This window comes from Rhizobacter sp. AJA081-3 (genome assembly GCF_017795745.1).
Taxonomy (GTDB): Bacteria; Pseudomonadota; Gammaproteobacteria; order Burkholderiales; family Burkholderiaceae_C; genus Piscinibacter.
In genome coordinates this window covers 1121194-1146287 of record NZ_CP059067.1, presented here as the reverse complement: position 1 = coordinate 1146287, position 25094 = coordinate 1121194, and the positions used below count along the sequence as shown (strand labels likewise).

18 protein-coding genes are annotated in these 25094 nt (G+C 70.0%); 1 reads left to right on the top strand and 17 read right to left on the bottom strand.

The features are described from left to right. Positions 1-14 precede the first annotated feature (14 nt). Genes HZ992_RS05635 through HZ992_RS05625 form a run of 3 tightly spaced genes read right to left on the bottom strand, consistent with a single transcriptional unit; the run spans position 15 to position 7340 of the window. Complete coding sequence (locus HZ992_RS05635) at positions 15-1679, bottom strand: GGDEF domain-containing protein (RefSeq protein WP_209385704.1); 1665 nt, start codon at positions 1677-1679, stop codon at positions 15-17. Between the two features lie 4 nt (positions 1680-1683). Beyond that, positions 1684-3942, bottom strand: coding sequence for a putative bifunctional diguanylate cyclase/phosphodiesterase (locus HZ992_RS05630; protein ID WP_209385703.1), 2259 nt, complete (start codon positions 3940-3942; stop codon positions 1684-1686). Beyond that, complete coding sequence (locus HZ992_RS05625) at positions 3939-7340, bottom strand: hybrid sensor histidine kinase/response regulator (protein ID WP_209385702.1); 3402 nt, start codon at positions 7338-7340, stop codon at positions 3939-3941. The genes HZ992_RS05630 and HZ992_RS05625 overlap by 4 nt, the downstream gene beginning before the upstream one ends. Before the next feature lie 130 nt (positions 7341-7470). Between HZ992_RS05625 and HZ992_RS05620 the strand changes: the two genes are divergently transcribed. Then, positions 7471-8730, top strand: a complete 1260-nt coding sequence (locus HZ992_RS05620; RefSeq protein ID WP_209385701.1) for a sensor histidine kinase — start codon at positions 7471-7473, stop codon at positions 8728-8730. A 19-nt stretch (positions 8731-8749) separates the two neighbouring features. Here HZ992_RS05620 and HZ992_RS05615 read toward each other — a convergent pair whose 3' ends face one another. The 14 genes from HZ992_RS05615 to flgB form a co-directional block, all read right to left on the bottom strand. Continuing rightward, complete coding sequence (locus HZ992_RS05615; RefSeq protein ID WP_245213359.1) at positions 8750-9367, bottom strand: response regulator; 618 nt, start codon at positions 9365-9367, stop codon at positions 8750-8752. 61 nt (positions 9368-9428) lie between these two features. Then, positions 9429-13040, bottom strand: coding sequence for a PAS domain-containing sensor histidine kinase (locus tag HZ992_RS05610; protein WP_209385700.1), 3612 nt, complete (start codon positions 13038-13040; stop codon positions 9429-9431). A gap of 13 nt (positions 13041-13053) precedes the next feature. Further along, the gene (locus tag HZ992_RS05605) at positions 13054-14253 is read right to left on the bottom strand and encodes an EAL and HDOD domain-containing protein (RefSeq protein ID WP_209385699.1); all 1200 of its coding nucleotides are present in this window, start codon (positions 14251-14253) and stop codon (positions 13054-13056) included. Between the two features lie 7 nt (positions 14254-14260). Then, positions 14261-15463 carry a flagellar hook-associated protein FlgL gene (gene flgL / locus HZ992_RS05600; RefSeq protein WP_209385698.1) on the bottom strand — a complete coding sequence of 401 codons (1203 nt, stop codon included), beginning with the start codon at positions 15461-15463 and terminating at the stop codon, positions 14261-14263. A gap of 14 nt (positions 15464-15477) precedes the next feature. Next, a complete protein-coding gene (gene flgK, locus HZ992_RS05595; protein ID WP_209385697.1) occupies positions 15478-17511 on the bottom strand; it encodes a flagellar hook-associated protein FlgK in 2034 nt (677 codons plus the stop codon). Positions 17512-17524: 13 nt separating this feature from the next. Continuing rightward, the gene (flgJ, locus tag HZ992_RS05590; RefSeq protein ID WP_209385696.1) at positions 17525-18355 is read right to left on the bottom strand and encodes a flagellar assembly peptidoglycan hydrolase FlgJ; all 831 of its coding nucleotides are present in this window, start codon (positions 18353-18355) and stop codon (positions 17525-17527) included. Continuing rightward, the gene (locus HZ992_RS05585; RefSeq protein WP_371816792.1) at positions 18355-19503 is read right to left on the bottom strand and encodes a flagellar basal body P-ring protein FlgI; all 1149 of its coding nucleotides are present in this window, start codon (positions 19501-19503) and stop codon (positions 18355-18357) included. Before HZ992_RS05585 ends, flgJ begins: the two co-directional genes overlap by 1 nt. Before the next feature lie 19 nt (positions 19504-19522). Then, entirely contained in the window at positions 19523-20203 is a 681-nt protein-coding gene (locus HZ992_RS05580; protein WP_371816821.1) for a flagellar basal body L-ring protein FlgH, read from the bottom strand. 8 nt (positions 20204-20211) lie between these two features. Continuing rightward, on the bottom strand, positions 20212-20994 hold the full coding sequence (gene flgG / locus HZ992_RS05575) for a flagellar basal-body rod protein FlgG (RefSeq protein WP_209385694.1): 783 nt from the start codon (positions 20992-20994) through the stop codon (positions 20212-20214). A 437-nt stretch (positions 20995-21431) separates the two neighbouring features. Continuing rightward, positions 21432-22157 carry a flagellar basal-body rod protein FlgF gene (flgF, locus tag HZ992_RS05570; RefSeq protein WP_209385693.1) on the bottom strand — a complete coding sequence of 242 codons (726 nt, stop codon included), beginning with the start codon at positions 22155-22157 and terminating at the stop codon, positions 21432-21434. A gap of 34 nt (positions 22158-22191) precedes the next feature. Further along, the gene (gene flgE, locus HZ992_RS05565; protein ID WP_209385692.1) at positions 22192-23457 is read right to left on the bottom strand and encodes a flagellar hook protein FlgE; all 1266 of its coding nucleotides are present in this window, start codon (positions 23455-23457) and stop codon (positions 22192-22194) included. 25 nt (positions 23458-23482) lie between these two features. Beyond that, entirely contained in the window at positions 23483-24121 is a 639-nt protein-coding gene (locus tag HZ992_RS05560; protein ID WP_209385691.1) for a flagellar hook assembly protein FlgD, read from the bottom strand. Positions 24122-24141: 20 nt separating this feature from the next. After that, positions 24142-24546 carry a flagellar basal body rod protein FlgC gene (gene flgC, locus HZ992_RS05555; protein WP_209385690.1) on the bottom strand — a complete coding sequence of 135 codons (405 nt, stop codon included), beginning with the start codon at positions 24544-24546 and terminating at the stop codon, positions 24142-24144. An 11-nt stretch (positions 24547-24557) separates the two neighbouring features. Beyond that, the gene (gene flgB / locus HZ992_RS05550) at positions 24558-24968 is read right to left on the bottom strand and encodes a flagellar basal body rod protein FlgB (RefSeq protein ID WP_209385689.1); all 411 of its coding nucleotides are present in this window, start codon (positions 24966-24968) and stop codon (positions 24558-24560) included. Positions 24969-25094 lie beyond the last annotated feature (126 nt).

Genomic DNA, 25094 nt, shown 5'->3' with positions numbered 1-25094 from the left:
GACCGCGCCGCGCCTCAGCCGATGCAGGTTCGGTTCTTGCCCGTGCGCTTGGCCTCGTAGAGGGCCTGGTCGGCGCGCTCCAGCGCCGCCTCGATGGTCTCGCCCGGCCGGTAGTCTGTGACCCCGGCCGAGAAGGTCACGAAGATCGTCTTGTCCTCGTGCATGAACAAGCCGCCCGACAGCGAGCGCTGCAGGCGCGTGAGGATCTGCTGGCCCTCGTCGATCGGCGTCTCGGGCAGCAACACGACGAACTCCTCGCCGCCGTAGCGTGCCACCAGGTCGGAGGGCCGCAGTGTCTTGCTCACCACCTCGGCCAGCGACCGCAGGGCCACGTCGCCGGCGGCGTGGCCGAGTTCGTCGTTCAGGCGCTTGAAGTTGTCGATGTCGAGCAAGCCCACGGCCAGCCCGGCCGCACCGCGCTCGACACGCGCTCGCTCGGCCTCGAAGGCCTGCAGCAGGCCGCGGCGATTCGCCACCTGCGTGAGCTGGTCGGTCGACACTTCGCTGGACAGGCGGCGCAACTCGCCTTCGAGTTCACCCACGCGCTGCGTCAGCTCGCTGGCCTTCGCGTGCTCTTCCTGCAGGCGCCCCTGAGTCTGCTGCACCAGCACCTGCACCGTGCGGGTCTCCTCGACCATCTCGCGCACCACGCCGGCCAGGCTCTCCAGCGAATCGGCCTTCTCGATCACGTCGGCATAGCGCCCCACGCTTTCGTGGAAGCGGCCGGTCTGCGAGCCGAGCTCACCCAGTTCGCTGAGCATGCGGTTGATCAGCGACTTGAGTGCATCCCGCGCCTTCTCTCGCTCGGCGCGCAGCGCACCCTGGCGCTCGCGGGTGTCGCGCAGCAGTTCGTTGACGGCGCGCACGCCGCGGGCGGTGAGGCCCTCGTCGAGCTTGACGCGCATGGCCTCGCACTGGCCCTTGGCCCAGCTGTCGTCCTCGGCCAGGTCGGTCAGGCTGGCGGTCAGCTCCTGGCACAGCGCACCGAGCTGATCGACCAGGTGGTGGCGGTGCTGCAGCACGATGCCGGCACGCCGGCACATCGTGTCGAGCTCCTCGGCCAGCGGCGCCGAAGCACCTTCGCTGCCGATGCGCTCGACCAGGCCCGCGAGCGCCTGCGACAGCTGCGCCGCCGCGTCGTCGTTCGGCGGAAGCGCCTGGCGCGTCGTGCCGCCCAGCGTGCCGACGACGCGGCCCCAGGGCCGTTCGTCGCCGAGGTTCAGCGAGATCGGCGCCACAACCGGGGCCACGTCGGCGGGCGCTGCGGGTGTTTCCAGTGCGTCCAGTGGCGCCGGCTCGGTCTCGACGCCGGCATCCGGAGTGTCGGCGTCCCAGCTCGCCGCAAGCTGCGTCAGCCGCTGCTGCAGGCGCTTCGCGTCGCTGCGGCTGCTTTCGAGCACCCGCTGCAGGCTGTCCTTGCGCCGCGCGGACGTCCAGTGGCGCCCGCCACGTTCGACGCCGCGCACGAGCTTGCCGATCAGGGTCGCCAGCGCCGCGCCGTCGGCCGCCGCCGGGGAAGCCTCGCCGGATTCCTGCGCATAGGCGCGGGCATAGTTCTCCGGGGTCGGCTCCTGCTTGTCGAGCACGAGGCGGCGCAGGGCCGCCTTGGCGATCTGGGCCGGCAGGGTCTCGGCACCCGGGCGTGCCGCCGTGGTGCGGTTCGATTCCGTCGTGCTCACGGGCTCAGCCGACCGGCTTGATGCGGGTTTCGCGCGGGTCGGCCGGCCGCAGCGCGTCGGCCAGGTCGACCATCTCGCCGGCCTTGCCGATCCACGGCGCCTTGCGCGGCAGCACGGTCTGCTGCAGCCAGGTCTCGATGTCCTCCGGCGGCTGCGGCCGGCTGAACAGGTAGCCCTGCATGATCCCGCAGCCCAGGCGGTGCAGCACCTCCATCTGGCGCAGGTTCTCCACGCCCTCGGCGATCACGCGCAGGCCGAGCGAGCGGGCCAGCGCGATGATCGCGGTGACCACCGCCGAACTCTGCGGCGTCATGCCCAGGTCGCGCACGAAGCTGCGGTCGATCTTCAGCTCGCTGATCGGCAGCGTGGTCAGGTAGGCCAGCGACGAGTAGCCGGTGCCGAAATCGTCGATCGAGATCTCGACACCGATCTCGTTGAGCCGGTGCAGCGACGGGATCACGTTCTGCAGGTCCTTCATCAGGCCTGTCTCGGTGATCTCGAGCTGGATCGCGTGGTGCGGCACGCCGTAGGTGGTGACCGCGTTGTGGATGTGCTCGACCAGGTCGGTGCGCTCGAACAGCCGGTTCGGCAGGTTCACCGCGATCGAGTCGGCAAAGCCGAAGCTGTCCTGCCAGACGCGCGCCTGGCGCGCCGCCTCGCGGATCGCCCATTCCGACAGCGGGATGATCAGGCCGGTTTCCTCGGCCAGCGGGATGAAGTCGGCCGGTGGCACCAGCACGCCACCGCGCTGCCAGCGCATCAGCGCCTCGGCACCGACCATGCGCGCACCGCGCACGTCGATCTTCGGCTGGTAGTGCAGCACCAGCTCGTTGCGCTCGATCGCCTTGTGGAGCGCGCTCTCGAGCTCGAGCTTCTCGCGGCCCTTGCCGGCCAGTGCCGGGCTGTACAGCGACGAGCTGTTGCGGCCGCTGGACTTCACCGCGTACATCGCCACGTCGGCATTGCGCAGCACGTCGGCCATGGTGGCGCCGTCGCGCGGGTACAGCGCGATGCCCACGCTAGCGGTGACGAAACATTCCTGCCCGCCAACGAAGATCGGCTCGCGCATCAGATCCAGGATGCGCTTGGCCACGCGTTCGGCATCGCGCTCGTCGGCCACTTCCGGCAGCAGCGCCACGAACTCGTCGCCGCCCAGGCGGCCCACCGCCTCGAGCGTGCGGTGCGAGCGCGAGCCCATCGCCTCGAGCGAGCTTTCCATCACCTGGTCGGAGTGGCGCACGCAGGAGCGCAGCCGGCGCGACACCTCCATCAGCAGCTCGTCGCCGGCACCATGGCCCAGCGTGTCGTTGATGACCTTGAATCGGTCCAGGTCGATCAGCAGCAGCGCCACCTGGTGGCCCAGTCGCCGCGCATGCTCGAGCGCGCGTTCGGTGCGCCAGATCAGCTGGCGCCGGTTCGGCAGGCCCGTGAGACCGTCGAAGTTGGCCAGATGCTTGATCTTGTCCTCGGCCATGCGCCGGTCGGTCACGTCCTGCACGATGCCGGTGTAGCCGATCAGGTTGCCGTGCTCGTTGAACTCGGGCTCGGCCTCGACGTGAACGATGCGCTGGCGGCCGTCGAGCAGCGTGACCGGCACGTCGGTGGCGAGCACCGAGCTGTGCTTGAGCACCTCGCGCAGCACCGTCAGCAGGCCGCTGCGGTCTTCATCCGGCAGCATGCGCAGCAGGGTGCGGAACGGCAGCGATTCGTCGGGCGCCAGCCCGAACACGCGCAGGCCCTCGGGCGAGAAGATCGGCCCGCCGTCGCCGCGCTTCCAGTCGAAGCTGCCCATGCGCGCCAGATCCTGGGCGCGTGCCAGCCGCGACTTGTTGCGCTCGAGCTCCTGGCGGGTGCGCGCCGAGCGCAGCAGGTAGCGCAGCCGGCCGGCGAGCAGGCTCCATTGGGTGGATTTGACGAAGAAGTCGGTGGCGCCGGCCTCGTAGGCGCGGGTGATCGAGGCATCGTCGTCCAGGCCAGTGAGCATCAGCACCGGCAGCGACTCGAAACCGGGCAGATGGCGCAGCTCGCGGCAGGTCTCGAAGCCGTCGAGGCCGGGCATCAGCGCGTCGAGCACGACGACGTCGGGCAGCCAGTCGGCCAGCATGCGGATCGCCTGCTCTCCGCCGTTGGCCTCGGTGATGTCGAAGCCGCGCTCGCGCAGGGCGATCGAGGTCAGCAGGAGGTTGACCTCGTCGTCATCCACCAGCAGCACCTTGGGCTGCCGGGGCAGATCGTCGTCTTCCTGAACCGCGCGCTTGGTCATGCCTGGTTGTCCAGCACCGTTTGTATCGCTTTTAGCACGACGGCGAGCTCTGCGGACAGGGCATCGAGCGGCGCATTCAGGTCTTCCGTGTTTTCCAGACGGATCAGGGTCTCGACTTCCGCGCAGCGCTGCGACAGAACGAGTGCACCGATGCTGGCCGAGGACGACTTGAGCGTGTGCGCCACGTGGCGGATGCCGGCGCGGTCGCCGCTGCGGCGAGACTCGTCGAGCTGAGGCGCCAGCCTGGCCACCGAGGTCTCGAAGGCCTTGAGCACGCGCTCGATCAGCCTGTTCTCGCCCTTCGGATCGAGTTCACGCAGGCGCGCCAGCGCCTGGGCGTCGAGCACGGCCGGCATCGCGGGGTCGGCGGCTTGCGCCGACCCGGCTTCGGGCGCGTCCTGCCCGGGCAGCGGCGAACTGGGGCGGAGGTGGTGGTTGAGCATGGCGAGCAACTGGCTTTGGCGGAAGGGTTTGGAGAGGTAGTCGTCGAATCCGAGATCGCGAAACCGCTGTTCGTCACCGTCCAGGGCGTTGGCGGTGACGGCCACCACCGGCGTGCCGGGCAGCGTGAGGAATGCACGTCGCGTGTCCGGCCCGCGGCGAAACGCGCGCAACACCTCCACGCCGTCCATGCCCGGCATCTGGATGTCCATCAAGACCAGATCGAAACTCTGCTCGCACAGCGCCCGCAACCCTTCCGAAGCCCCGGAAGCCACCGTGGCCCTGCAGCCGAGTTGCCGCAGCATCTGGCCGATGACTTCCTGATTGACGGTATTGTCTTCGACAACCAGAACCCTTCGCCCGAGGTGCGTGTCGGGCAGCGGTGCTTCGCGGCGTGAGGATGTCACGCCGAGCAGCGCTTGTCGCAACTCGGCCTGCCGGACCGGCTTGGCCACGAAGCGCAGGAATCCCGCGTCGTGCGCCGCCTGGACGTCGTCGGGGCTGGACACCGAAGACAGCAACACGAGCTTGAGTGCACGGTGGCGGCCCGACGCGGTGAGGGCACGTGCCAGGCCGAGGCCATCGAGCCGGGGCATGTGCATGTCCACCAGGGCCAGGTCGAATGGCGAGGCCCCGGTGCCGGTCGCGTCGAGCAGTTCCAGGGCGCGCACGCCGTCCTCGGCCAGCGTGACCTGCATGCCCCAGTCGCCCAGCATGTGCTCGAGCACCGTGCGATTGGTCGGGTTGTCTTCCACGACCAGCACGCGCAGCGCGGCCAGATCGGCCTGCAGGCCGTCGGGCAGGCCGGCGCGGCCCTCCAGCGCCACGAGCGGCAGCGTGAAGCGGAACTCCGAACCGAGCCCGGGTGCGCTGCGTGCCTCGATGTGGCCACCCATCAGGCCGACAAGCTGGCGCGAGATCGCCAGGCCGAGGCCGGTGCCACCGTAGCGGCGCGACATGCCGCCGTGCGCCTGGGTGAAGGCATTGAACAGGCGCGGCAGCACCTCGGCCTCGATGCCGATGCCGGTGTCGCGCACGCCGAACTCGAAGGCCAGCGTGCCGGCCGGCACCTCCCCCGGGGGATGCGGGCCGAGGCGAAGGTCGACGACGACTTCGCCGTGCTCGGTGAACTTGATCGCGTTGGCCACCAGGTTGGTGAGCACCTGGCGCAGCCGCAGCGGGTCGCCGCGCACCACCTCCGGCAGGTCGGTGGCTGCGCGGAAGCTCAGCTCGAGTCCCTTCTCGTGGGCGCGCGGCGCCAGCAGTTCCAGGGTGTCCTCGACCACGGCGCGCAGCGTGAACTCGGTGGGCGCGAGCTCGAGCCGGCCGGCCTCGATCTTCGAGAAATCGAGGATGTCGTTGATGATCTCCAGCAGCGACTCGCCGGAGCGGTACACCGCCTGCGCGAAGCGGCGCTGGCGCTCGTCCAGCGAGGTGCCCAGGAGCAGTTCGGTCATGCCGAGGATGCCGTTCATCGGCGTGCGGATCTCGTGGCTCATGTTGGCCATGAACTGGCTCTTGGCCTGGCTGGCGGCTTGCGCCTCGTCGCGCGCGCGCTCCAGGTCCAGCTCGCGCTGCCGCTCGGCGGTGACGTCGGTGACCATGCCGTACACGCGCAGGCTGCCGTCGGGCATCGGCTTCGTCCGCGTGCGCGTGCGCAGCCAGCGCAGGCCGTGCGACGGATGGCGGATGCGCACGCTGACGTCGGCGCTTTGCTGCCGTTGCTCGGCCTGCCGGCGTGCTTCGAGCTGCGGCCGATCCTCCTCGACGACGTTGTCGAAGATGCGCCCCGGCTCCCGCTCGACCAGCTCGCGCGGCACGCCCCAGGTGTCGAACGCGCTGCTGGCGATGAAGCGGAATTCGGATCGGTCGGGGTTGCTGACGAACAGGCTGTCGTCCACGGTCTCGGCGAACTCGCGCGCCCGCGCCTGGGACTCGAGCAGTTCGCGCCGGCGCTGCCACTCCTCGGTCACGTCGCGCAGTACGGTCAGCATCAAGCGCGCCGACTCGCCCGCCTTCAAGGCTCCGTGCACGGCGGAGATCACCCGCGTGCCCTGCGGCGTCGGCAGCTCGAACTCCTGGCTCACCGGTGCTTCGGCCGCTGCGGCCTCGGCCAACGACGGCGCCACCCGGGCCTGCACGGCGTGGCCAAAGGCCTGTGCCACCGTGAGCCCGACCAGCACGTCGCGCTGCAGGCCGAACTCGCGCTCGGCCTGGCGGCTGAGCTCCAGCACGCGACCGTCCGTCGCGTCGGTGACGATCACGCTGGCAGGCAGGCTGCGCAGCAACTCGTCGCCGGCCGGCCGTGTCGGCTCGGCCGCGGCGCCACCGAACTGGCCCAGTTGCAGGCGCGCCAGATCGAACAGGGACTTCAGGGCCTCGGTCGGCGCCTGCAGCGCCACCGGACCCAGCTCGATCACGGCCACCGGCGCCTGCGCGCGCAGCACCGGGATCGCGAATGGCCCGAGCCCCGCGCCGGCCACGCGCCGCTCACGCAAGGCTTCACCGAGCGGCGAACGCTCGAGCCGCACACGATGTTCGACTCCGATGCCGCCGGCCTGGCCCTCGACCAGCGTGGCCAGGTGCGCCAGCGGCGGCTCGATGGCGAGCACGCGGTGTACCGTGGTCTCGCGCGAGCCGAGTTCGGCGCGCAAGGTGTCGGCCGCCGCATGCAGCGCCGCATCGAACCCGCTGCTGCCGGCAATGGCCTGCGACAGCCGCGTGGCGATCTCCAACAAGGCGAATTCGTCGAGCTGGGCGGGCTCGGTGGCGTCGCCATCCTCGTGGGCCGCCCGGCGGTCATTCGCCATCGCCAGCCGCCAGGCGCCGTACGACAACAGCAGGCCGACACCCGCTACCGCGGTCAGCACCGTCGCGAAGCGCTCCGGGCCGAGCAGCGCCAGGCCCGCCGCGGCGGCGGCAAGCCAGAACAAGGTGCGATAGAGAAAATTGAGCATGGCGGGGCGAAGGGCGAGCGGCCACTGCGTCGGAACGGCGCGACACCTGAGGCTCATCGGCCCCCTGCCCCCGAACTTGAACTGGCCTCAGTGACGCCTGCCTCGGCAACGCCTCTTTACAATCTTCGGCATGCACGTGGCTCCGGCGGTACCCGCTCGACACGGCCTGGCCTCGCGGACTGCGGCGCTCGGCGCGGCCCTGGCGTGGTGCGCCACGCCGGCGCAGGCGGCCGACACTGCTTCGGCGAGCAGCGTGTGGGCCGTCGCCCTGCCGTCCTTCGTGATCGGCGCCTTGCTCGCGCTGTGGGCCGGCCGCAGGCACTGGCAGGCGCTGGCTGCGCTGCGCCGCAGCCGCGACGAGTTGCGCCGGCTCGAGGAGATGCTCGACCTGTGGCAGTGGCGCAGCGATGCCGGACACCGGCTGCAGACGCTGAAGGCCCCGCCCGGCTCGGCCGCGGAGGCCGAAGACGCCACTGGCACCTTGCTCTGGGAGCGTTTCACCGACTCCGACACCGATGCCGCTTCGCTGCGCTCGCAGCTCGACGGCCGCCTGCCGCTGCAGGACGTCGAGGCCCGCTTCGCCCCGGCCCACGGCGGCCCGACGCGCCGCGTGCGCCTGCAAGGTCGCGTCTGCATCGACGAGGCAGGCGGCTTTGCGGGCTACGCGGGCACGCTGCGCGTGCTCGACGACCCGCTCCCAGCAGCCCCTGATGCCAGCGCCGAGGCCGAGCGCGAATCGTTCAGCTACACCGTGTCGCACGACCTGCGCGCGCCGATCCGCGTGGTCGAGGGCTTCACGAAGATCCTCAAGGAGGACTACGGCCACGCGCTCGACCGCATCGGCAATGACCACCTCGACCGCGTGCTCGGCGCGGCCGCGCGCATGAACAGCATGATCGACGCGCTGCTGACGCTGTCCAAGCTGTCGTCGCAGCCGCTGGCGCGCCAGCCGGTCAACCTGTCGCAGCTGGCCACCTACGTGGCCGAGGACCTGCGCCGCCAGTCACCCGGACGCGAGGTGCTGCTGCACGTCGAACCCGGACTGCAGGTCACCGGCGACCCGACCCTGCTGCGCCTGGTGCTCGAGAACCTGCTGGGCAACGCCTGGAAGTACACCGGCAAGTGCCGCTCGCCCGAGGTCTGGCTGGAGCGACGGCCCCAGCATCCCGGCACCTTCACGGTGCGCGACAACGGCGCGGGCTTCGACATGCGCTTCGCCGAGAGGCTGTTCGGCGTGTTCCAGCGCCTGCACAGTGCCAGCGACTTCCAGGGCACGGGCATCGGCCTGGCCACGGTGCGCCGCATCGTCCGGCGCCACGGCGGCGAGGTCTGGGCCGAAGCCGAGGTCGACCGCGGCGCGAGCTTCCACTTCAGCATCCCGCCGGGGTGAGCGCCCCCGGCGGCCCGCGTCAGTGGCCTGAGCTCGACAGCAGTTCGACCGCCTGCAGCAGCCGCTCGGCCTGGTCGGCCAGGCCGCGCTGTTCGCCAGCGGCTTGCCGCTGCAGGCGCTCCAGCGCCGCGCCGCGACCCAGTGAATAGCGGTGCATCAGCACGCCCACCGCCATCGCCACCGTGGGCTCCAGCGACTCGGTGCCTGGGCTGGCCGTGTGCGGCTCGACGGCCGGCGCCGGTGCAGCGGGCCCGCGGCGTGCGTCGATGTGGGCGAAGGCCGCTTCGACGGCCGGCACGATCTGCCGGATGTCCAGCGGCTTGACGAGGTAGGCCACGGCGCCGAGCGCCTTCACCTGTGCCACCGTGGCGTCGTCGGAGAAGGCGGACAGGAACATGAACGGGATCTGGCAGTACTCGCGCAGGTAGGCCGCCACGTCGAAGCCGCTCTTGCCCTCCATGCGGATGTCCAGCAACGCCAGGTCGGGCCGGCGCTCGCGGGCGAGCAGGATGGCGTCGTCGCCGTTGTCGGCATCGATCACCTCGTAGCCGGCCTGCATCAGGCCGTGGCTCAGCGTCGCCAGCACCAGCCGGTCGTCGTCCACCACCAGGATCCTGCCCTTGCCCGTTGTGGCCACCGTCACGCCCTGTCGTCGAAGTCGCGTTGCAGCACATTGTCCGACAAACCGGGCCCCGTATTCATGCCGGCTCCAGCCGGGTGATGCTCGGCGGATCCAGCGTCACCGTGGCGAGCACCTGCGCGCCGTCCTGCACGATGCTCAGCGAGGCGCTGCGCCGCGGCAGCAGCGCGCGCACCAGGCCCAGGCCGGACACCCCGCCCGGCACGCGCGCGAGGTTGAAGTCGGCCGGCAGCACACCGACATTGCGGATGGCCAGGCGCACGCCCTCCTCTGCGCAGGTCAGCGTGCAGCACACGTCGGCCTCGATGCTGTGCTTGACGGCGTTGGTCAGCAGCTCGTTTATCGTCAACGCGATCGGGATCGATTCGGCCTCGGGCAGCGCCCAGCGATGCGGCGCCGGGCCTTCGAGCGAGAAGCGGATCGTGCGGCCGAAGGTGCGCTGCACCGATTGCGCGATCGCCTCCACCACGCTCTTCACCCGCAGCGGCCCGGTCACGCCGACCTGCAGGCCGTAGACCTGCGCGATCGCCTGCACCTGGCCGACGACCTCGGACATGACGCCTGCCACCTCCGGCTTGCGCTGGGCGATCTGCTGCAGCAGACCGGCCACGCCCTGCAGGTTGTTCTTGATGCGGTGGTGCACTTCCTTGACCAGCATCTCGCGCTGCGCGATGGCCGCCTCGAATCGCGCCTCCTGCGCGGCACGCTGCTCGGTCACGTCGGTGGCCACCAGCAGCAGCTGGTCGGGCGGCTGGCCGGGCACCGTGGACAGCGGCAGGTAGCGCGCATCCCACACCTGCGGCACGCCATCCACCTCGACGCGGTACTCGCGCTGCGTGAGATCTCGCGAGGCCAGCGCCAGCTCCATGTCGGCACGGCGTTGAGCGGCCGCATGCGCGTCGAACAGCTGCTCGGGCGCCATGCCGATCATCTGCTCTGGTTCGCGGCCGGCATTGCGCGCCGCCACCTGGTTGACCTGCAGCACCTTCAGCGTGCGCGCGTCGCGCAGCGTGATCGCCATCGGCGCAGCTTCGATGATGCGCTGCAGCGAGGCCTGCGCCTCCGACATGCGCGCCTCGGCCTGGCGCCGGCGTTCGATGTCGAGCAGCGCGTAGGTGAGCTGGCGGCCGGTGGAATCGCGCGCCGTGGCCACGGCATTGCCGACCACCCAAAACTCACGCCCGTCGCGCGCCTTGACGCGGCACTCGAAGGTCTCGGCCTGGCCCTCGGCCAGCTCTTCCAGGTAGTGCGTGCGGCGGAACGGGTGCGTCGGCTCGGGCGTGGCCACCGTCGAGATCGGCTGGTTGAGAAAAATCCGCCAGTCGCCGCCGAACATGCGCCGCGCCGAGCGGTTCATCCACTCGATGCCGTGGGCGCCGACAGTCACGATGCCCACCAGCACCGAGTCGAGGATGGCCCGCGTGCGTTCGGCCTGCAGCGTGACCGCCAGCTCCGCGCGGTGGCGCGCGTCGACGTTCACGACGGAGGCGATGAAGCCGACCGACGGATCGCCCTGGCTGACCAGGCGCAGGCCCATCTGCACCCACAGCAGCTGGCCGTCGCGGCGGCGCAGCTGCATCTCGCCGCTCCAGCGGCCCTGCAGGCGCAGCTCGCGCTCCTGATGCGGCCAGCGGCGCGCATAGTCGGCCGGGTCGGCGTAGAGCGTTGACAAGGTCAGCGAGGCCAGCTCCGGGGTCGGCCAGCCGGCCAGCTGGGCCAGCGCGTCGTTGGCGCGCTGGATGCGGCCGTCGCGCACCGAGGCGATGCCCACCTCCGACAGGCTGAACATCAGCTCGCGGTCGCGTGCCGCCAGCTCCAGCTCGGTCTGCTGCAGCTTCAGCCGCGTGATGTCGGAGAGCACCGCGATCAACTCGACGCTGCCCGTGCCGGAATCGGTGCGGCGCACCGACAACCCGTACCACAGCATCGGCAGGCCGGGCGGCGCGAACTCGAACTCGGTCTCCATCACCTCGCCGCTGGCCAGCGTGTTCAGCGCCTCGACCGCCACGTGCCGCACCTTCGGATCGCCGCCGAACAGGTCGACCAGGCCACGCCCGGCCGCGCTGCCCGCAGCGAGCCCGACCATCGCCTCGAATCGCTGGTTGCATCGCACCAGCAGGCCACCGCGCAGCTGCGCGATGCCGGTGACGGTGCTCTCGAGGATGTTCGACATTTCGCGCAGCAGCTCCTCGCTGCGCAGTTGCGCCTGCTGCTGCTCGGTGACGTCCAGCGTCACCACCGAGGTGGTGCGCTGGCCCGAGGCCATGGTGGCCGGCTCGACACGCGTGAGCAGCCAGCGCTGGCCGAGCTCGGGGTGGCGCACGGCGTAACGCACCTCGGCGCGCTCGCCGAGCTTGAGCGCACGCTGCAGCCGCTCGTACTCGGGCAGCGACTCGGGCATCACCACGTCGCGCCCGATCGCCTGCAGCGTCGAGGGCGCGCCGCCGCCACCCCCGGTCTGGCGCTGGCGCACCCAGCCGGAGGACTCCTGGAAGGTGGCCAGGCCGACACCGGCGGTGTCCATCATCGCGCCGATCTGCATCTGCGCGAGGTCGCGCTCCTCCTCCACACTGCGGTCCTCGACCACCGCCATGTGGCGGCGTTGCCCGCCGGGCGCCTTGTAGCAGCGCACGATGGAGCGCAGCCGCAAGTCGGCGCCGCCGGGCTGCGGCATCCAGACCTGGCGCTCCAGCGGCTGCGCGCCGGGGCGCAGCGCGGCGTCGGGCGCCTCGCCGGCCCAACACAGCAGTTCCTGCAGCGGGGGGGTCGCGTCGGACAACATCACCGGCATGCTGCCCACCAGTGCCTCGAACGCCGGGTTGCTGCGCACCAGCAAGCCGCGATCATCGAACAGCACCATGCCCACCGGGCTGAGGTCGAACCAGTTGTCCAGCTCGCGGGCCGAGCGGTCGGCGCGTTCGCGCGCCACATGCTCGGCGGTCGAGTCCTGCATCACCACCAGCAGCAAGGTGCGGCCCTGCGCATCGGTAACCCGGCGCCGCGCGGCGCGGTACCAGCGCTCATGGCCGCCGGCGTCGAGCAGGCGTCGTTCGAACAACGGGCCGGTGTCGGCCAGCGCAGAGTTGGCGAGGAAGGCCGCGCGTGCCTCCAGGCTGCTGGCGCGGTCTTCGGCAGGCTGCAGTTCGAGCGGGTCGCGCCCGATCAGCCATTGGCGCGAGTGCCCGGTGAACTCGAGATAGGCCGGGTTGACGTCGACGAGCCGGAAGTCGGCATCCTGCAGCGTGGCGGGGAACGGTGCGTCCCAGACCAGCCGGAAGGCCTCGTGCACCGCATGCACCGGCTCCGACGGCGGCGCCGACGCGGCCGCAGGCAGCAGGCGCAGCACCGCTTCTCCCGAATCGAGCCGGCGCCAGGCCAGCGTGAGGGCGTTGCCGTCGGGCAGGCGCGCCAGCGGCGGCTCGGCGGCACGGGCCTCCCCGCGCTGCGCGGCCTGCAGCCAGGCCACGGCCGGCGCGCCGAACAGGGCCTCGAGCCGGGGCAGCGACAGGCCCACGGCATCGGGCACGAGCCGCGTCGCGGCGCTGTTGGCAAAGCTGACTTGCCCGGTGGCGTCGAGCAGCAGCACGGCCTCGCCGAGGCTGTCGAGCAGGGGGTGCCAGGCCGCCAGCGGCAGCCGGGTTTCGGGGCGGATCGGGCCCCTCAGTGCCACGGCGGCAGCCGCCTCATTCGAGCTGGCTCGCCGCCATCAGCGCGCGCAGCTGCGCGCGGTTGATCTCGCTGACGCTGGTCATCAGCGCGTCCGCACATTCGCGGAAGTCGAACAGCGATTCGTTCTCGATCGCCCGCACCATGTTCACGTAGGGCTGGAAGGGGCCGGTCTCCTCGGCCAGCGCCTGGAACACGCGCTCGGGCACCGGGATGTTGGCCAGCAGCTCCTTGAAGGGCTGCTGGAACATGCGGTCGAGCAGCGAGAACACGCCGCAGATGAACATCTCGCTGCGCATCTCCTCGTCGCTGCTTTCGCGGCCGAGCTCCTCCATCAGCAGGCCGCGGCGCACCGCGGCGAACATCACCGGCTTGAGGTTGACGTCCTTGCTGGCGGTGGCCAGCAGCAACGCCACCCAGCGCTTCAGGCGCTTGTAGCCGAGCATCATGATGGCGTGGCGGAACGAGCTGATCTCCACGCGCAGCCCGAAGGCCGGCGAGTTGATGTAGCGCATCAGCTTGAAGGCCAGCTGCGGGTCGCGCTTGAGGGTGTTCTCGAGTTTCTCGATCGGCTCCTCCGCATCGACCTGGCGGATCAGCTGCACCATGGTCTGCATGTCGGGCTGGCCGGCTCGGGCCTTGGCGTTGCCCGCCTGGATGGCGTCGTCGATCGGCCAGCCCAGCACCGCCTCGGCCCCGCGCGCGAAGGCGTGCTCCATCTCGGTGATGGTGCGCACGCCGGCCTGTACGTGCGGGATGTTGCGCGTCACGCCGGGCGGCGGCTTGGAGCCGTCGGCACGGCGGTCGTCGGCCAGGTCGATGATCGAGTACTTGAAGCAGGGCAGCACCTCGCGCGGCAGTTCCGACAGCGGCCGGCCCTTGAGCAGCAACGAGTTGCCGTTGGCATGCAGCGAGACGATGGAATCGGTGTTCGCCGGGTCGCAGGCCATGAAGGCCGGGATCTCGACCATCACGTTGGGCGCCGGCTGGGCCTGCATCAGGTCCTGCAGCAGCGACTCGCTGGCCACGTTGAGCGACACGCGTGCGCCGTCGGCCGGCCACACGCCGCCCACGGCGTGCAGCAACTGCGCGGCGTCGGGCGCGCTGTCCGTCTTCAGCGGGAAGACGGTCAGCCGCGTGGCCGACACCGCCCGGTTGCGGTCGATGAAGGGCGAGTAGCCGAAGGCCACCTGGCCGAGGATCGCAACGTCGAGCATGGGGGCCTTACGTGTTGAGATACTGGAACAGCGACAGTCGCTGCACCATCGAGTACGACTTCAGCGCGGCATCGTATCCGGTTTGCAGGTTCTGGAACTTCGAGATCGCATCGGTCATGTCGAGATCTTCCGCACGACTGCGCTCGCTTTGATTGGCCAGCTTCTGGTCGGCCAGGCGGCCGGTCTCGCTGTCGATGCGCACCAGCATCTCGCCGGCGGCGGCGCGCGCGCCCTGCAGCTGAGACATGGACTGGTCGAGGTCGCGCAACGCGTCGGTGTTGCCCTGGGCGATCTGCGCGGCCGTGCGGCTCGGCGTGCCGAGCTGGCCGATGGCGCGGTCCAGCGTGTCGAACACCGACAGCGTGGCGGTCGACGGCTGCACCGTGAACTGGTCGCCGCTGGCCGGCGCGCCGCTGATGCGGAAGGTCTGGCCGTCCACCGTGATGTCGCGCCCCGAGACATACGGCGCTGCGGTCACGGCCGTGGGCAGGCCGTTCTCCAGCACCGCGTAGGTGGTGGCGCCGGCGGCGATGCTGAACTGCAGCGTGTAGGTGGAACCGGTCAGCGCGGACGGGTCGCTGACCTGACCATTGTCAATCCAGGCCTGCGTGACGCCGGCCGCTGCGCTGGTCTGGAACACGCCGTTGCCGGTCAGCGAAGTCATGAACACGCCGTCGCCGTTGATCGTCAGCGGCAGGTCGGTGGCCGGTTCGGTGCGGCGTTCGCCAGCGATGCCGCGGTACTGCACGCCGCCGGCCGCATCGACGAAGGGCGCCGAGCCGGCGCCCTGCCCGCCGAACAGGAAGCTGCCGGCACCATCGGTGCGGTTGGCCACCGACAGCAGCTGCTGGCGGATCGAGGTGAGCTTCTCGGCCAGGCCGCGGCGCTCGTTGTCGGTGTACGAGGCATTGCCGGCGGCGACCATCGCCTCGCGCGCCTGCTGCAGCAGCTCGACCACGTCGCCCATCGCCGTCTCCGACAGCGACATGGCAGTGCGACTGGCCTCGACCGCGCGCTCGCTGGTCTGGGCACGCATCTCGCCGGCCAGCGCGCGCTCGGCGCGGGCCGCCGCGGCCGGGTCGTCGCTGGCCTTGGCCACGCGCTTGCCCGAGGTGAGCCGTTCCTGGGCGCCGGCGAGCTCGACCTGCCGCTTCTGCAGGGTCTCGATACCGGCCTCGTGGACGCGGGTGGTGCTGATGCGCGATGACATGGTGTGCTTCTCCTTCAGCCGGCGGTCTGCAGCAGCGTGTCGAACAGCGACTGCGCGACCTGCAGCATCTTGGCCGCGGCCTGGTAGCTCTGCTGGAACTGGATCAGCCGCGCCGCTTCCTCGTCGAGGTTGACGCCGGTCTTGTCGGTCAGGGCGGCCTTGGCGTCGTCGGCGATCGAGGCCGACTGCTGCGCCGAGTACTTGGCGCTCTGCACCCGCACGCCGACGTTGGCCAGCACGTTGGCGTAGGCATCGGTGACGCTGACGCCGGGCACCACCGTGCCGCTGGCCTGCGTGACCTGGCCGACCAGGCCGGCATCGCGCAGGCCCATCATCGCGCGGGCATTGCCGTTGTCGGCGGCGGGGAAACTGGTCTTGCCCACCGTCAGGATGTCGCCGCTGCGCGGCACGCCGCTGAGCGAGAGCTCCCAGTCGTAGCGCTGCGCCGGCGTGGCCGGCGTCCAGGCGTCGCTGCGGATGCTCTGGCCGGCCGTCCAGGTGCCGGTGCCGCTGCGCACCAGGGCGTTGCTGGCGTCGCGCAGCTCCCAGTTGTACGCGCCGGTGTTGTTGGTGAAGGTCAGCGTCGCGGTCAGTTCGGCCGCGGCCGGCGCCGTGCCGGTGGCGCTCAGCGCGGCCAGCGTGGCCGTGCCGGTGTTGTCGACGTCGAAGGTCGCCATCACCGGCGAAGCCGCGGCGATGCCGCGCGGGTTGTCCAGGGCCAGCGTGGCCCGGCTGGCCGCGGCCGCCACCGGCTGCAGCAGGAAGCGGTCGTTGGCCGCCGGGGCGGGCGCGACGATGTCGATGCGGAAGCCGTCGACGATGGAGCCGTTGCTCACCGTCTGGCTGCTGCCGTCGCTGCGCCGCGTCAGCGTGTAGCTGCCCGCGGCGAGGCTGGGGTCGGCGAAGAGTTCGTAGTCGCTGGCCTGCAGTTCGGTGGGTTCCACCACTGACAGGCTCACGCTGGGCACGCGGTCGCCGCTGCCGTTGACGTAACTCGCCACCGGCACCCCGGCGACGCTGGCGTTGTTCGACGAAGGCAGCACCCGCGGGCCGCCGACCGACAGCAGCGGCGAGCCGGCCACCGCCGGCTGGCTGCCATCCAGGCCCAGGGCCTGCTGGCGGTTCACGCTGCCGGCCACCGCCGCGGCGATCTGGCCGAGCTGGTTGCGCGCATCGATCAGATCGCTGTTCTGGAAGCGCAGCAGCCCGGCAATCGATCCGCCGGTGATCAGCTCGTTGGGCATCTCGCGCAGCGAGCCGGAGTCGTTCACGCCGAGCTGCAGGCGCGAGGGATCGAAGGCATCCGTCACCGCGACCAGCTTGGTCGTCTGCGTGCCCAGCACCAGCTTCTGGCCGCCGCCGATGAACACGCTCATGCTGCCGTCGCCGGCCGCGATGGTGTTGACCTGCAGGTACTGGCTGATGTCGCTGATGGCCTGGTCGCGCTGGTCGAGCAGGTCGTTGGGCGTCTGGCCGGAACCCTGCGCCGCGGCAATCTTCTGGTTCAGCTCGGCCACTCGGCCGGCCAGCATGTTGACCTGTGTGATGCTGGCGCGCAGCTCCTCGGTCACGCCCTGCTGGATGTTGTCGATCTGTTCGCCGGCGCTGCGCAGCCGCGTCGCGAACTCGCCGGTGCGTGCCAGCACCACCTGGCGCGAGGAGGCGTCGGCCGGCTTGTTGGCCACGTCGACGAAGGCGTTGAAGAGCTGCCCGGCCGCGTAGCCGATGCCCTGCTCGCCGAGCGGGAAGGCCTTCTCGAGCTGCTGCAATTGATTGCTGCGCGCCTCGTCGGCGGCGGCGATGGCGCGGCTGGTCGAGGCCTCGCGGGTGAGGAACTCGCTGTGCTCGCGCTTCACGCTCGCCACGTTGACGCCCTTGCCGAAGAAGCCGGCGCCGGTGAACTGCCCGCCGTTGGTCTCCAGCTCGACGCTCTGGCGCGAGTAGCCGGCGGTGTTGACGTTGGCGATGTTGTGGCCGGTGGCCTGCAAGGCCGCGTAGTTCGCGGTCATCGCGCGCATGCCCAGCGACATCAGTGCGGAAGCGCCCATGGCGTCGGTCCCTTCAGGTCACGGCGCGCTGAAGGCGCAACGTGGTGTTGATCGTGCGGGCCAGCTTGTCGGCATAGGCCGGGTCGGTGGCGTAGCCGGCCTTCTGCAAGCCGCGTGCGAAGCCTTCGGCGGTGCTCGCGTTGGCCAGCACGCCGGTGTACCGCGGGCTGGTCTTCATCAGCTGCGCGTAGTCGGCGAAGGAGTCGGCGGCCGAGGCGTAGGCGCGGAACTTCGCCGTCACCTTGCGCGGCTGCCCGTCGACGTATTCGGTGGTCGTCACCTCGGCGACCGCGCCCTTCCAGGACGCGCCGGCCTTGATGCCGAACAGGTTGTTCGACGAGCTGCCGTCGGCGTTGCGGATGTCGCGCTTGCCCCAGCCCGATTCATGCGCCGCCTGCGCCACCATGAAGGCTGCCGGGATTCCGGTGGCCGCCTCGGCGGCGCGAGCGGCGCTGCTGTGCTGCTGCACGAAGCCGGCCTGCGTGGGCGTGACCTTGGGCGGCGTCTTGGTCGCGGCGGTGTCGGGAATCGCCGGCTGCGCACCGCCCATCTGCCGCTCGAGCTGCCGCGCGATCACCTCCGACAGACCGCCGGGCAGGCCGGTCATCTTGGTGGCGAACTGCGTGTCGAGCATCTCGGTGCCCATCTGCGTGCCCGAGTTATCGAGCATGCCCGAGCTCATCGTCGACTCGCGCATGCTCTTCATGATCTGCTGCATGAACAGCGCCTCGAACTGCTTGGCGGCCTCCTTGATGGCGGCCTTCGGGTCGCGCGCGGCGCTGGCCTTCAGCGCGTCGATCGAGCGCGTGTCGGTGGCCAGCGGGGAATTCGCATTGATGGCCATCAGATCACCTCCAGCTCTGCGTTGAGTGCGCCCGCGGCCTTGATGGCCTGCAGGATCGCCAGCAGGTCCTGCGGCGTGGCGCCCAGCGAATTCAGCGCCTTCACCACGTCGACGAGCTGCGTTCCGGCGGGCATCTGGATCAGCGAGCCGGGCGCCTGGTTGATGGTGATGTCGGACTTCTCGCGCGCCACCGTCTGCCCGCCGGACAGCGGGTTGGGCTGGCTCACGACGGGCGTGGTGCTGATGGTCACCGACAGGTTGCCGTGTGCCACCGCGCAGGACGACAGCGTGACCGCCTGGTTGACGACGATCGAGCCGGTGCGCGCGTTGATCACCACCCGCGCGGCCGGCGCGGCGCGCTCGATGGGCAGGTTCTCGATGTCGGCCATGAAGGACACGCGCGCATCGGGCGAGGCCGGCATGCGCACGCGGATGACACGGCCATCGAGCGCCAGCGCGATGCCCTCGCCCATCTTCGTGTTGATCGCCTTGGCCACCTCGCGCGCGGTGCCGAAGTCGTTGGCGTTGAGATCGAGCTGCAGGAATTCGCCCTGGTTCAGCGGCGTGGGCACGGCGCGCTCGACGGTGGCGCCCTCGGGCACACGGCCGGCGCTGAGGTGGTTGATCTGAACCTTGGAGCCGCCAGCCGAGGCGCCCGCGCCGCCGACGATCAGGTTGCCCTGCGCCAGCGCGTAGACCTGGCCGTCGGCGCCCTTGAGCGGCGTGGCGATCAGCGTGCCGCCGCGCAAGCTCTTGGCGTTGCCCAGCGAGGAGACATTCACGTCCAGCGTCTGCCCCGGTTGCGCGAAGGGCGGCAGCTGCGCGGTGACGAGCACCGCGGCGACGTTCTTGAGCTGCATGCTGGCGCCGGGGGGCACCGTCACGCCCATCTGCTGCAGCATCGCGGCGATGCTCTGCGCGGTGAAGGGGGTGGAGGTGGTCTGGTCGCCAGTGCCGTCCAGGCCCACGACGAGGCCGTAGCCCACCAGCGGGTTGCTGCGCACGCCCTGAACGGAGGCGAGCTCCTTGATGCGCGCGGCGTTCGCGGTGACCGGCCACCACAGGGCGGCGCTGGCCATCACCACCGTCGCTGCGATCAGCGCACGGATCAGGCGTTCGGTGCGGTCGGGGTGGGAGTCATTGTCCATGACCCCATTCTTCGCGCTGCTAGATCGGCAGAACGTTCAAAAAGAAGCGTGCGAGCCAGCCTATTCCCTGCGACTCGGCCTGCGCGCCGCGGCCGCGGTGCTCGATGCGCACATTGGCGATCAGCGCCGAGGCGACGGTGTTGCCCGGCTGGATGGCGCGCGGGTCCACCTGGCCCGAGAAGCGCAGCACGTCGACGTTGTGGTTCACGCCGATCTGCTTCTCGCCGGCCACCAGCAGGTGGCCGTTGGGCAGCACGCCGGTCACCGTGGCGGTGATGGTGCCGGAGAAGTCGTTGGTGTTCTCGGTGCTGCCCTTGCCCTCGAAGGTGTTGCTCGAGGTGCCGGCGGCGCTGGCGCGGCCGAAGGAGTTGGCCGAGACGAAGGGCAGCGCGGTCACGCCGGCGCTGAGCTTGCCGCTCTTGTCGATGCTGCTGGTGCTCTTCTGGCTGGCCGAGACCTTCTCGACGATCTGCACCGTCAGCGTGTCGCCGACCAGCCGCGCGCGGTGGTCCTCGAACAGCGGCCGGTACTGCGCGGCCTGGAAGATCGCGCCGTTGTTGACCACCGGCGCGGGCTGCGCAATGGGCAGCGCGGCGGTGGGCTCGGCAACGTCGACCTTGGCCGGGGCATTGAGCGTCTGGCAGCCGGACAGCAGCGTGGCAGCGGCGATGGCGGACAAGGCAGCGAGCGGTCGGAGCATCTTGTTCATCACAGCTGGCCGAGCTTCTGCAGCATCTGGTCGGAGGTCTGGATCGCCTTCGAGTTGAGCTCGTAGGCGCGTTGTGTCTGGATCATGCCGATCAGCTCTTCGACGACGTTGACGTTCGAGGTCTCGACGAAGCCCTGCTTCAGCGTGCCGAGCTGGTTGCTGCCCGGCGCGCCGGTGGCGGGAGCGCCCGAGGCGGCTGTCTCGGCGTACAGGTTCTGGCCCTTGGGCTCCAGGCCGGCCGGGTTGACGAAGCTGGCGAGCTGGATCTGCCCCACCGACTGCGGCTGCGCCTGGCCCGGCAGCGAGACGCTGACCGTGCCGTCGGTGCCGATGGTCACGCTCTGCGCGGTGGCGGGGATGGTGATGCCGGGCTGCAGCAGATAGCCGTTGTTGGTGACCAGCTGGCCCTGCGCGTTGACCTGGAACGAGCCGTCGCGCGTGTAGCCGGTGGTGCCGTCGGGCATCTGCACCTCGAAGAAACCGTTGCCCTGCACGGCCAGGTCCAGCGGGTTGCTGCTCTGCTGCAGGTTGCCCTGCGTGAAGCTGCGCACGTTGGCCACGGCACGGGTGCCCAGGCCGACCTGCAGGCCCGTGGGCAGCGTGGTTTGCTCGGAGCTGTTCGCTCCGGCCTGGCGGATGTTCTGGTACATCAGGTCCTCGAACACCACGTGCGACTTCTTGAAGCCGTTGGTCGAGGCGTTGGCGAGGTTGTGCGAGATGGCGTCCAGCTGCGTCTGCTGGGCTTCCATGCCGGTCTTCGAGGTCCACAGCGATCGCATCATGGCTAGAGCCCTTTCTCGGTTGCTGCCGATCTTGGCTCGGGCTTGAGTCGTGCGACGCGCTGAAAAGCGGGTGGAAGTCGGTCCTTCTTGGTCCCCTGCGGAGAGCCCGCCGGTCTCGCCCGGCCGGCGAGGTCCTTTCTTCTGCTGGCCCAGAAGAAAGGACCCAAAGAAGAGGGCCTGAACACGATTTGGCTGCTGCCGCTGGCCAAAGGGTTCGGCTGGTGAATGCCAAGCCCCATCGAACCGCAAGCTCGTCCAACATCCGCTCGACGCTCCGGGTCAGCAGAGCGCGGAACAGCCGCCTCGGGTCTGCTGCCATGCAAACCGGCCTGATCGTGTTCGAGGCCCTTTGCTTTGGTGACTTTCATTTGGGCCAGCAAATGAAAGTTACCGCCGGCCGGGCGCGACCGGCGGGCTGTCACGCAACGAACAGTCCGTCAGGACATCGACAGCAACTGCGCCGCCGTCTTCTCGTTGTTCTCCGCCGTCTGCAGCATGCGCATCTGCGCCTCGAACTGCCGTGCCGCGGAGATCATGGCGACCATGGTCTCGACCGGGCTGACGTTGCTGCCCTCGAGCGCACCGTCCTGCAGGCGAGCCGTCGCATCGGCGGGCAGATCGCCCTCCGTCGCGCGGAACAGGCCGTCGGTGCCGCGCTCCAGCGGCGCCTCGGGCGTGACCAGCTTGAGCCGGCCCACCGTCGCGCTTCGGCCGTTGGCACCACGCGCGCTGACCGTGCCGTCGGCGGCGATGCTGACTTCGCTGTTGGCCGGCACCTGGATCGGCCCGCCGTCGCCGAGCACCGTCAGGCCGCTGTGCGTGACCACGGTGCCGTCGGCGGTGGTCTCGAGCGAGCCGCCGCGCGTGTAGGCCTCGGTGCCGTCCAGGCCTTGCACCGCGAGCCAGGCGTTGCCGCGCATCGCCACGTCCATCGGCCGGCCGGTGTTGCTGACGACGCCGGGCGCGTCGCTGTAGCCAGGCGTCGACTCGAGCGCGTAGACGCGCGTGCTGGCGCCGCTGCCTTCGACCGGCACCGAGCGGAAGGCGTGCAGCTCGGCGCGAAAGCCCACCGTGGAGGCGTTCGCGAGGTTGTTCGCGAGCACGTCCTGGCGCTGCATGGTCGCCTTCGCGCCGGACATGCTCAGGTAGATCATGCGGTCCATGGCGGTCCTTCAGTTCAGTGCGTGCGCGTCGTGATCAACGCAGGTTGACGAGCGTCTGCAGCACCTGGTCCTGCGTCTTGATCGTCTGCGCGTTGGCCTGGTAGACGCGCTGCGCGGTGATCATGTTGACCAGCTCGCCGGTGAGGTCGGTGTTCGATTCTTCCAGCGAGCCCGACTGGATGGTGCCCAGGTTGCCGTCGCCGGGCACGCCCAGCACCGGGTCGCCCGACGCGAAGCTGCGCGACCAGGCGTTGCTGCCCAGCGGCTGCAGGCCTTGCGGGTTGCGGAAGGTGGCGATCTCCACCTGGCCGGCCGGCTTGGACTGGCCGTTGGAATAGCGTGCGGTGATGATGCCGTTGCCTTCGAACTGGATGCCCACCAGCTGGCCCGGCGCATAGCCGTTCTGCGACAGGTCGGTCACCGCGAAGTTGGAGCCGTACTGCGTGGCGCCCGACAGGTCGAGCTGCACGCCGCTGATCGCCAGGGTCTGCGCGCCGTTGGCGTTGGTCGAAGCCGGGATGTTCAGCGTCACCGTGCCCACCGGCGCGGTCGGCGTGCCGCCGTTGGCCGGGAAGTTGATCGTCGTCGACGGCGCCGGAACGCCGGCGCCGGTGGTGGAGATCGGCGTGCCGTTGGCGGTGACGTAGACGTTCCAGGTGTCGGTGGCCGCCTTCTGGAAGTAGTACGTCAGCGCGACGTCCTGGCCCTTGTCGTCGTACACCGTCACCGAGGTGGCGTTGTTGTAGGTGGTCGGGTCGGTCAGGATGATCTGCGGCCCGGCCGCGGGCACCGTGGTGGCCGCGCGCGAGTCGAGGTTCATCTCCATCGTGATGGTCGAGGTGGCCGCCGGGTTGATGCCCGCGGTGGGCATGCGCAGCGCGCTGGCGTTGCCGGGCTGGATGGTGCCGGTGCCGTCGGCCGGGTAGCCCATCAGCTGGCCGCCCGAGTTGTTGACGACGTAGCCGTCGCGGTCGACCTTGAATTGGCCGTTGCGCGTGTACGTGACGGGGCTGCGGCCGTCGGTCACCTGGAAGAAGCCCGCGCCGTTGAGCGACAGGTCCATCGGGTTCTCGGTGGTGACGATGTTGCCCTGCGTGAACTGCTGCGACACCGCGGACAGGTTCACGCCGATGCCGATGTTGCTGGTGCCCGAGCCGTTCATCGAGGTGGCGTACATGTCGGCGAACTCGGCGCGCGCTGCCTTGAAGCCAAAGGTGTTGGCGTTGGCGACGTTGTTGCCGATCACCTCCAGGTTCTTGCTGGTGGCGTTCAGTCCGGAAAGACCTTGCTGGAAGCTCATGGTGTGTCCTCGGTGATATTCGGGATCAATTGAAGGCCTTGACCGCGCTGTACTCGACGCTGCCCGAGCGGGCCAATTCGAGGCTGAAGCCGGTGCCGCTGGTGCTCACCGCATCGACGCGGTCGCGCATCAGCGCGGTGGCGGTGGTGGTGGTGCCGCCAAGCGTAGAAGTGACCTTGAAACGCAGGCCGCTGTCGTTGGTAGCGCTGCCGGCAGCCCAGTCGAAGCTGTGCACGCCGGCGCTCTGCGCGCCGAGCTTCAGGGTCTCGACGACCTGGCCGCTGGGCGAGAGGATCTCGACCTTCACCGCGTCGGCCGGCGAAGTCAGCTCGAAGCCGCCCTGCCCCACGCCGTCGACGATGTCGAGCTGGCTGCCGGGCACGATCACGTCGCGGCCGACCAGGCTGGCGCCCTGCAGCGCCTGCATCTGCATGAACTGGGTCGACAGCCCCGCCACCGAGCTGTTCAGCTTCTCGATGCCGGTGACGGTGTTGATCTGCGCCATCTGGCTGGTGACCTGCGCGTTGTCCATCGGGTTGAGCGGGTCCTGGTTCTGCATCTGCGCGACCAGCAGCTTGAGGAAGCGGTCGGACGCGTCGCCCGGGGCAGCGCTGGTCTTGGCGGCCAGGTCGGTCGAGGCGGAGGTGACGGATGAGACGGCCATGGTGTGTGTTCAGTCCGGGTTCACTGGCCCATCTGCAGAGTCTTCAGCAGCAGGCTCTTCGCGGTGTTCATCACCTCGACGTTGTTCTGGTACGAACGCGAGGCGGAGATCATGTTGACCATCTCCTCCACCGGGTTCACGTTGCTGTAGGTCACGTAGCCCTCGGCGTCGGCGCCGGGGTGCTTGGGGTCGTGCACGCGGCGGCCTTGCGTCTGGTCTTCCTGCACGGTGCTGACGCGCACGCCGGCCGCGCCGACCTCGCCCATCAGCTGCGTCTGGAACACCACCTGGCGCGCCTTGTAGGCCTGGCCGTCGGGTCCGGCCACGGTGTCGGCGTTGGCGAGGTTGCTCGCCACCACGTTCAGCCGCTGGCTCTGCGCCGATGCGGCACTTCCCGAGACGTTGAAGATGTTGAACATCGACATGCGAGTTCTCCTTATTGGCCCTTGATGGCGTCGAGCATCGTGCGCACGTTGCCGTTGATGAAGCGCAGCGTGGCTTCGTACTTCACGCTGTTGTCGGCGAAGGCGGCGCGCTCGCGGTCCATGTCGACGCTGTTGCGGTCGAGGTTGGTCTGGCTGGCGCTGGCGTACAGCAGGTTGGGCTCGGCGCGCGCGCCGGTGGCCGCAGCGATGTGGCCGGCGGTCGAAGTGTTCAGCGTCGAGGGCAACCCGCCGCTCGCGTTGCCGGTGGCCTGGCGCAGCGCCGAGGCGAAATCCATGTCGCGGGCCACATAGCCGGGCGTGTCGGCATTGGCGATGTTGCTGGCGAGCAGCCGCTGGCGCTCCGACCGCAGCGCGAGGGCCTGACCGTGGAAGTCCAGCGAGTTGGTGAGTCGGTTCAGCATGGTGGCGCGATCCGGGTTGGGCCCGACCGGAGACCCGGTAAGGCGATGTGACAGGATTCTGTTCAGCCCCCGGCCGGACATAAGCGCGAATAGAACGGCAAACCGCCGCCATTTCCCGCCTCTGTA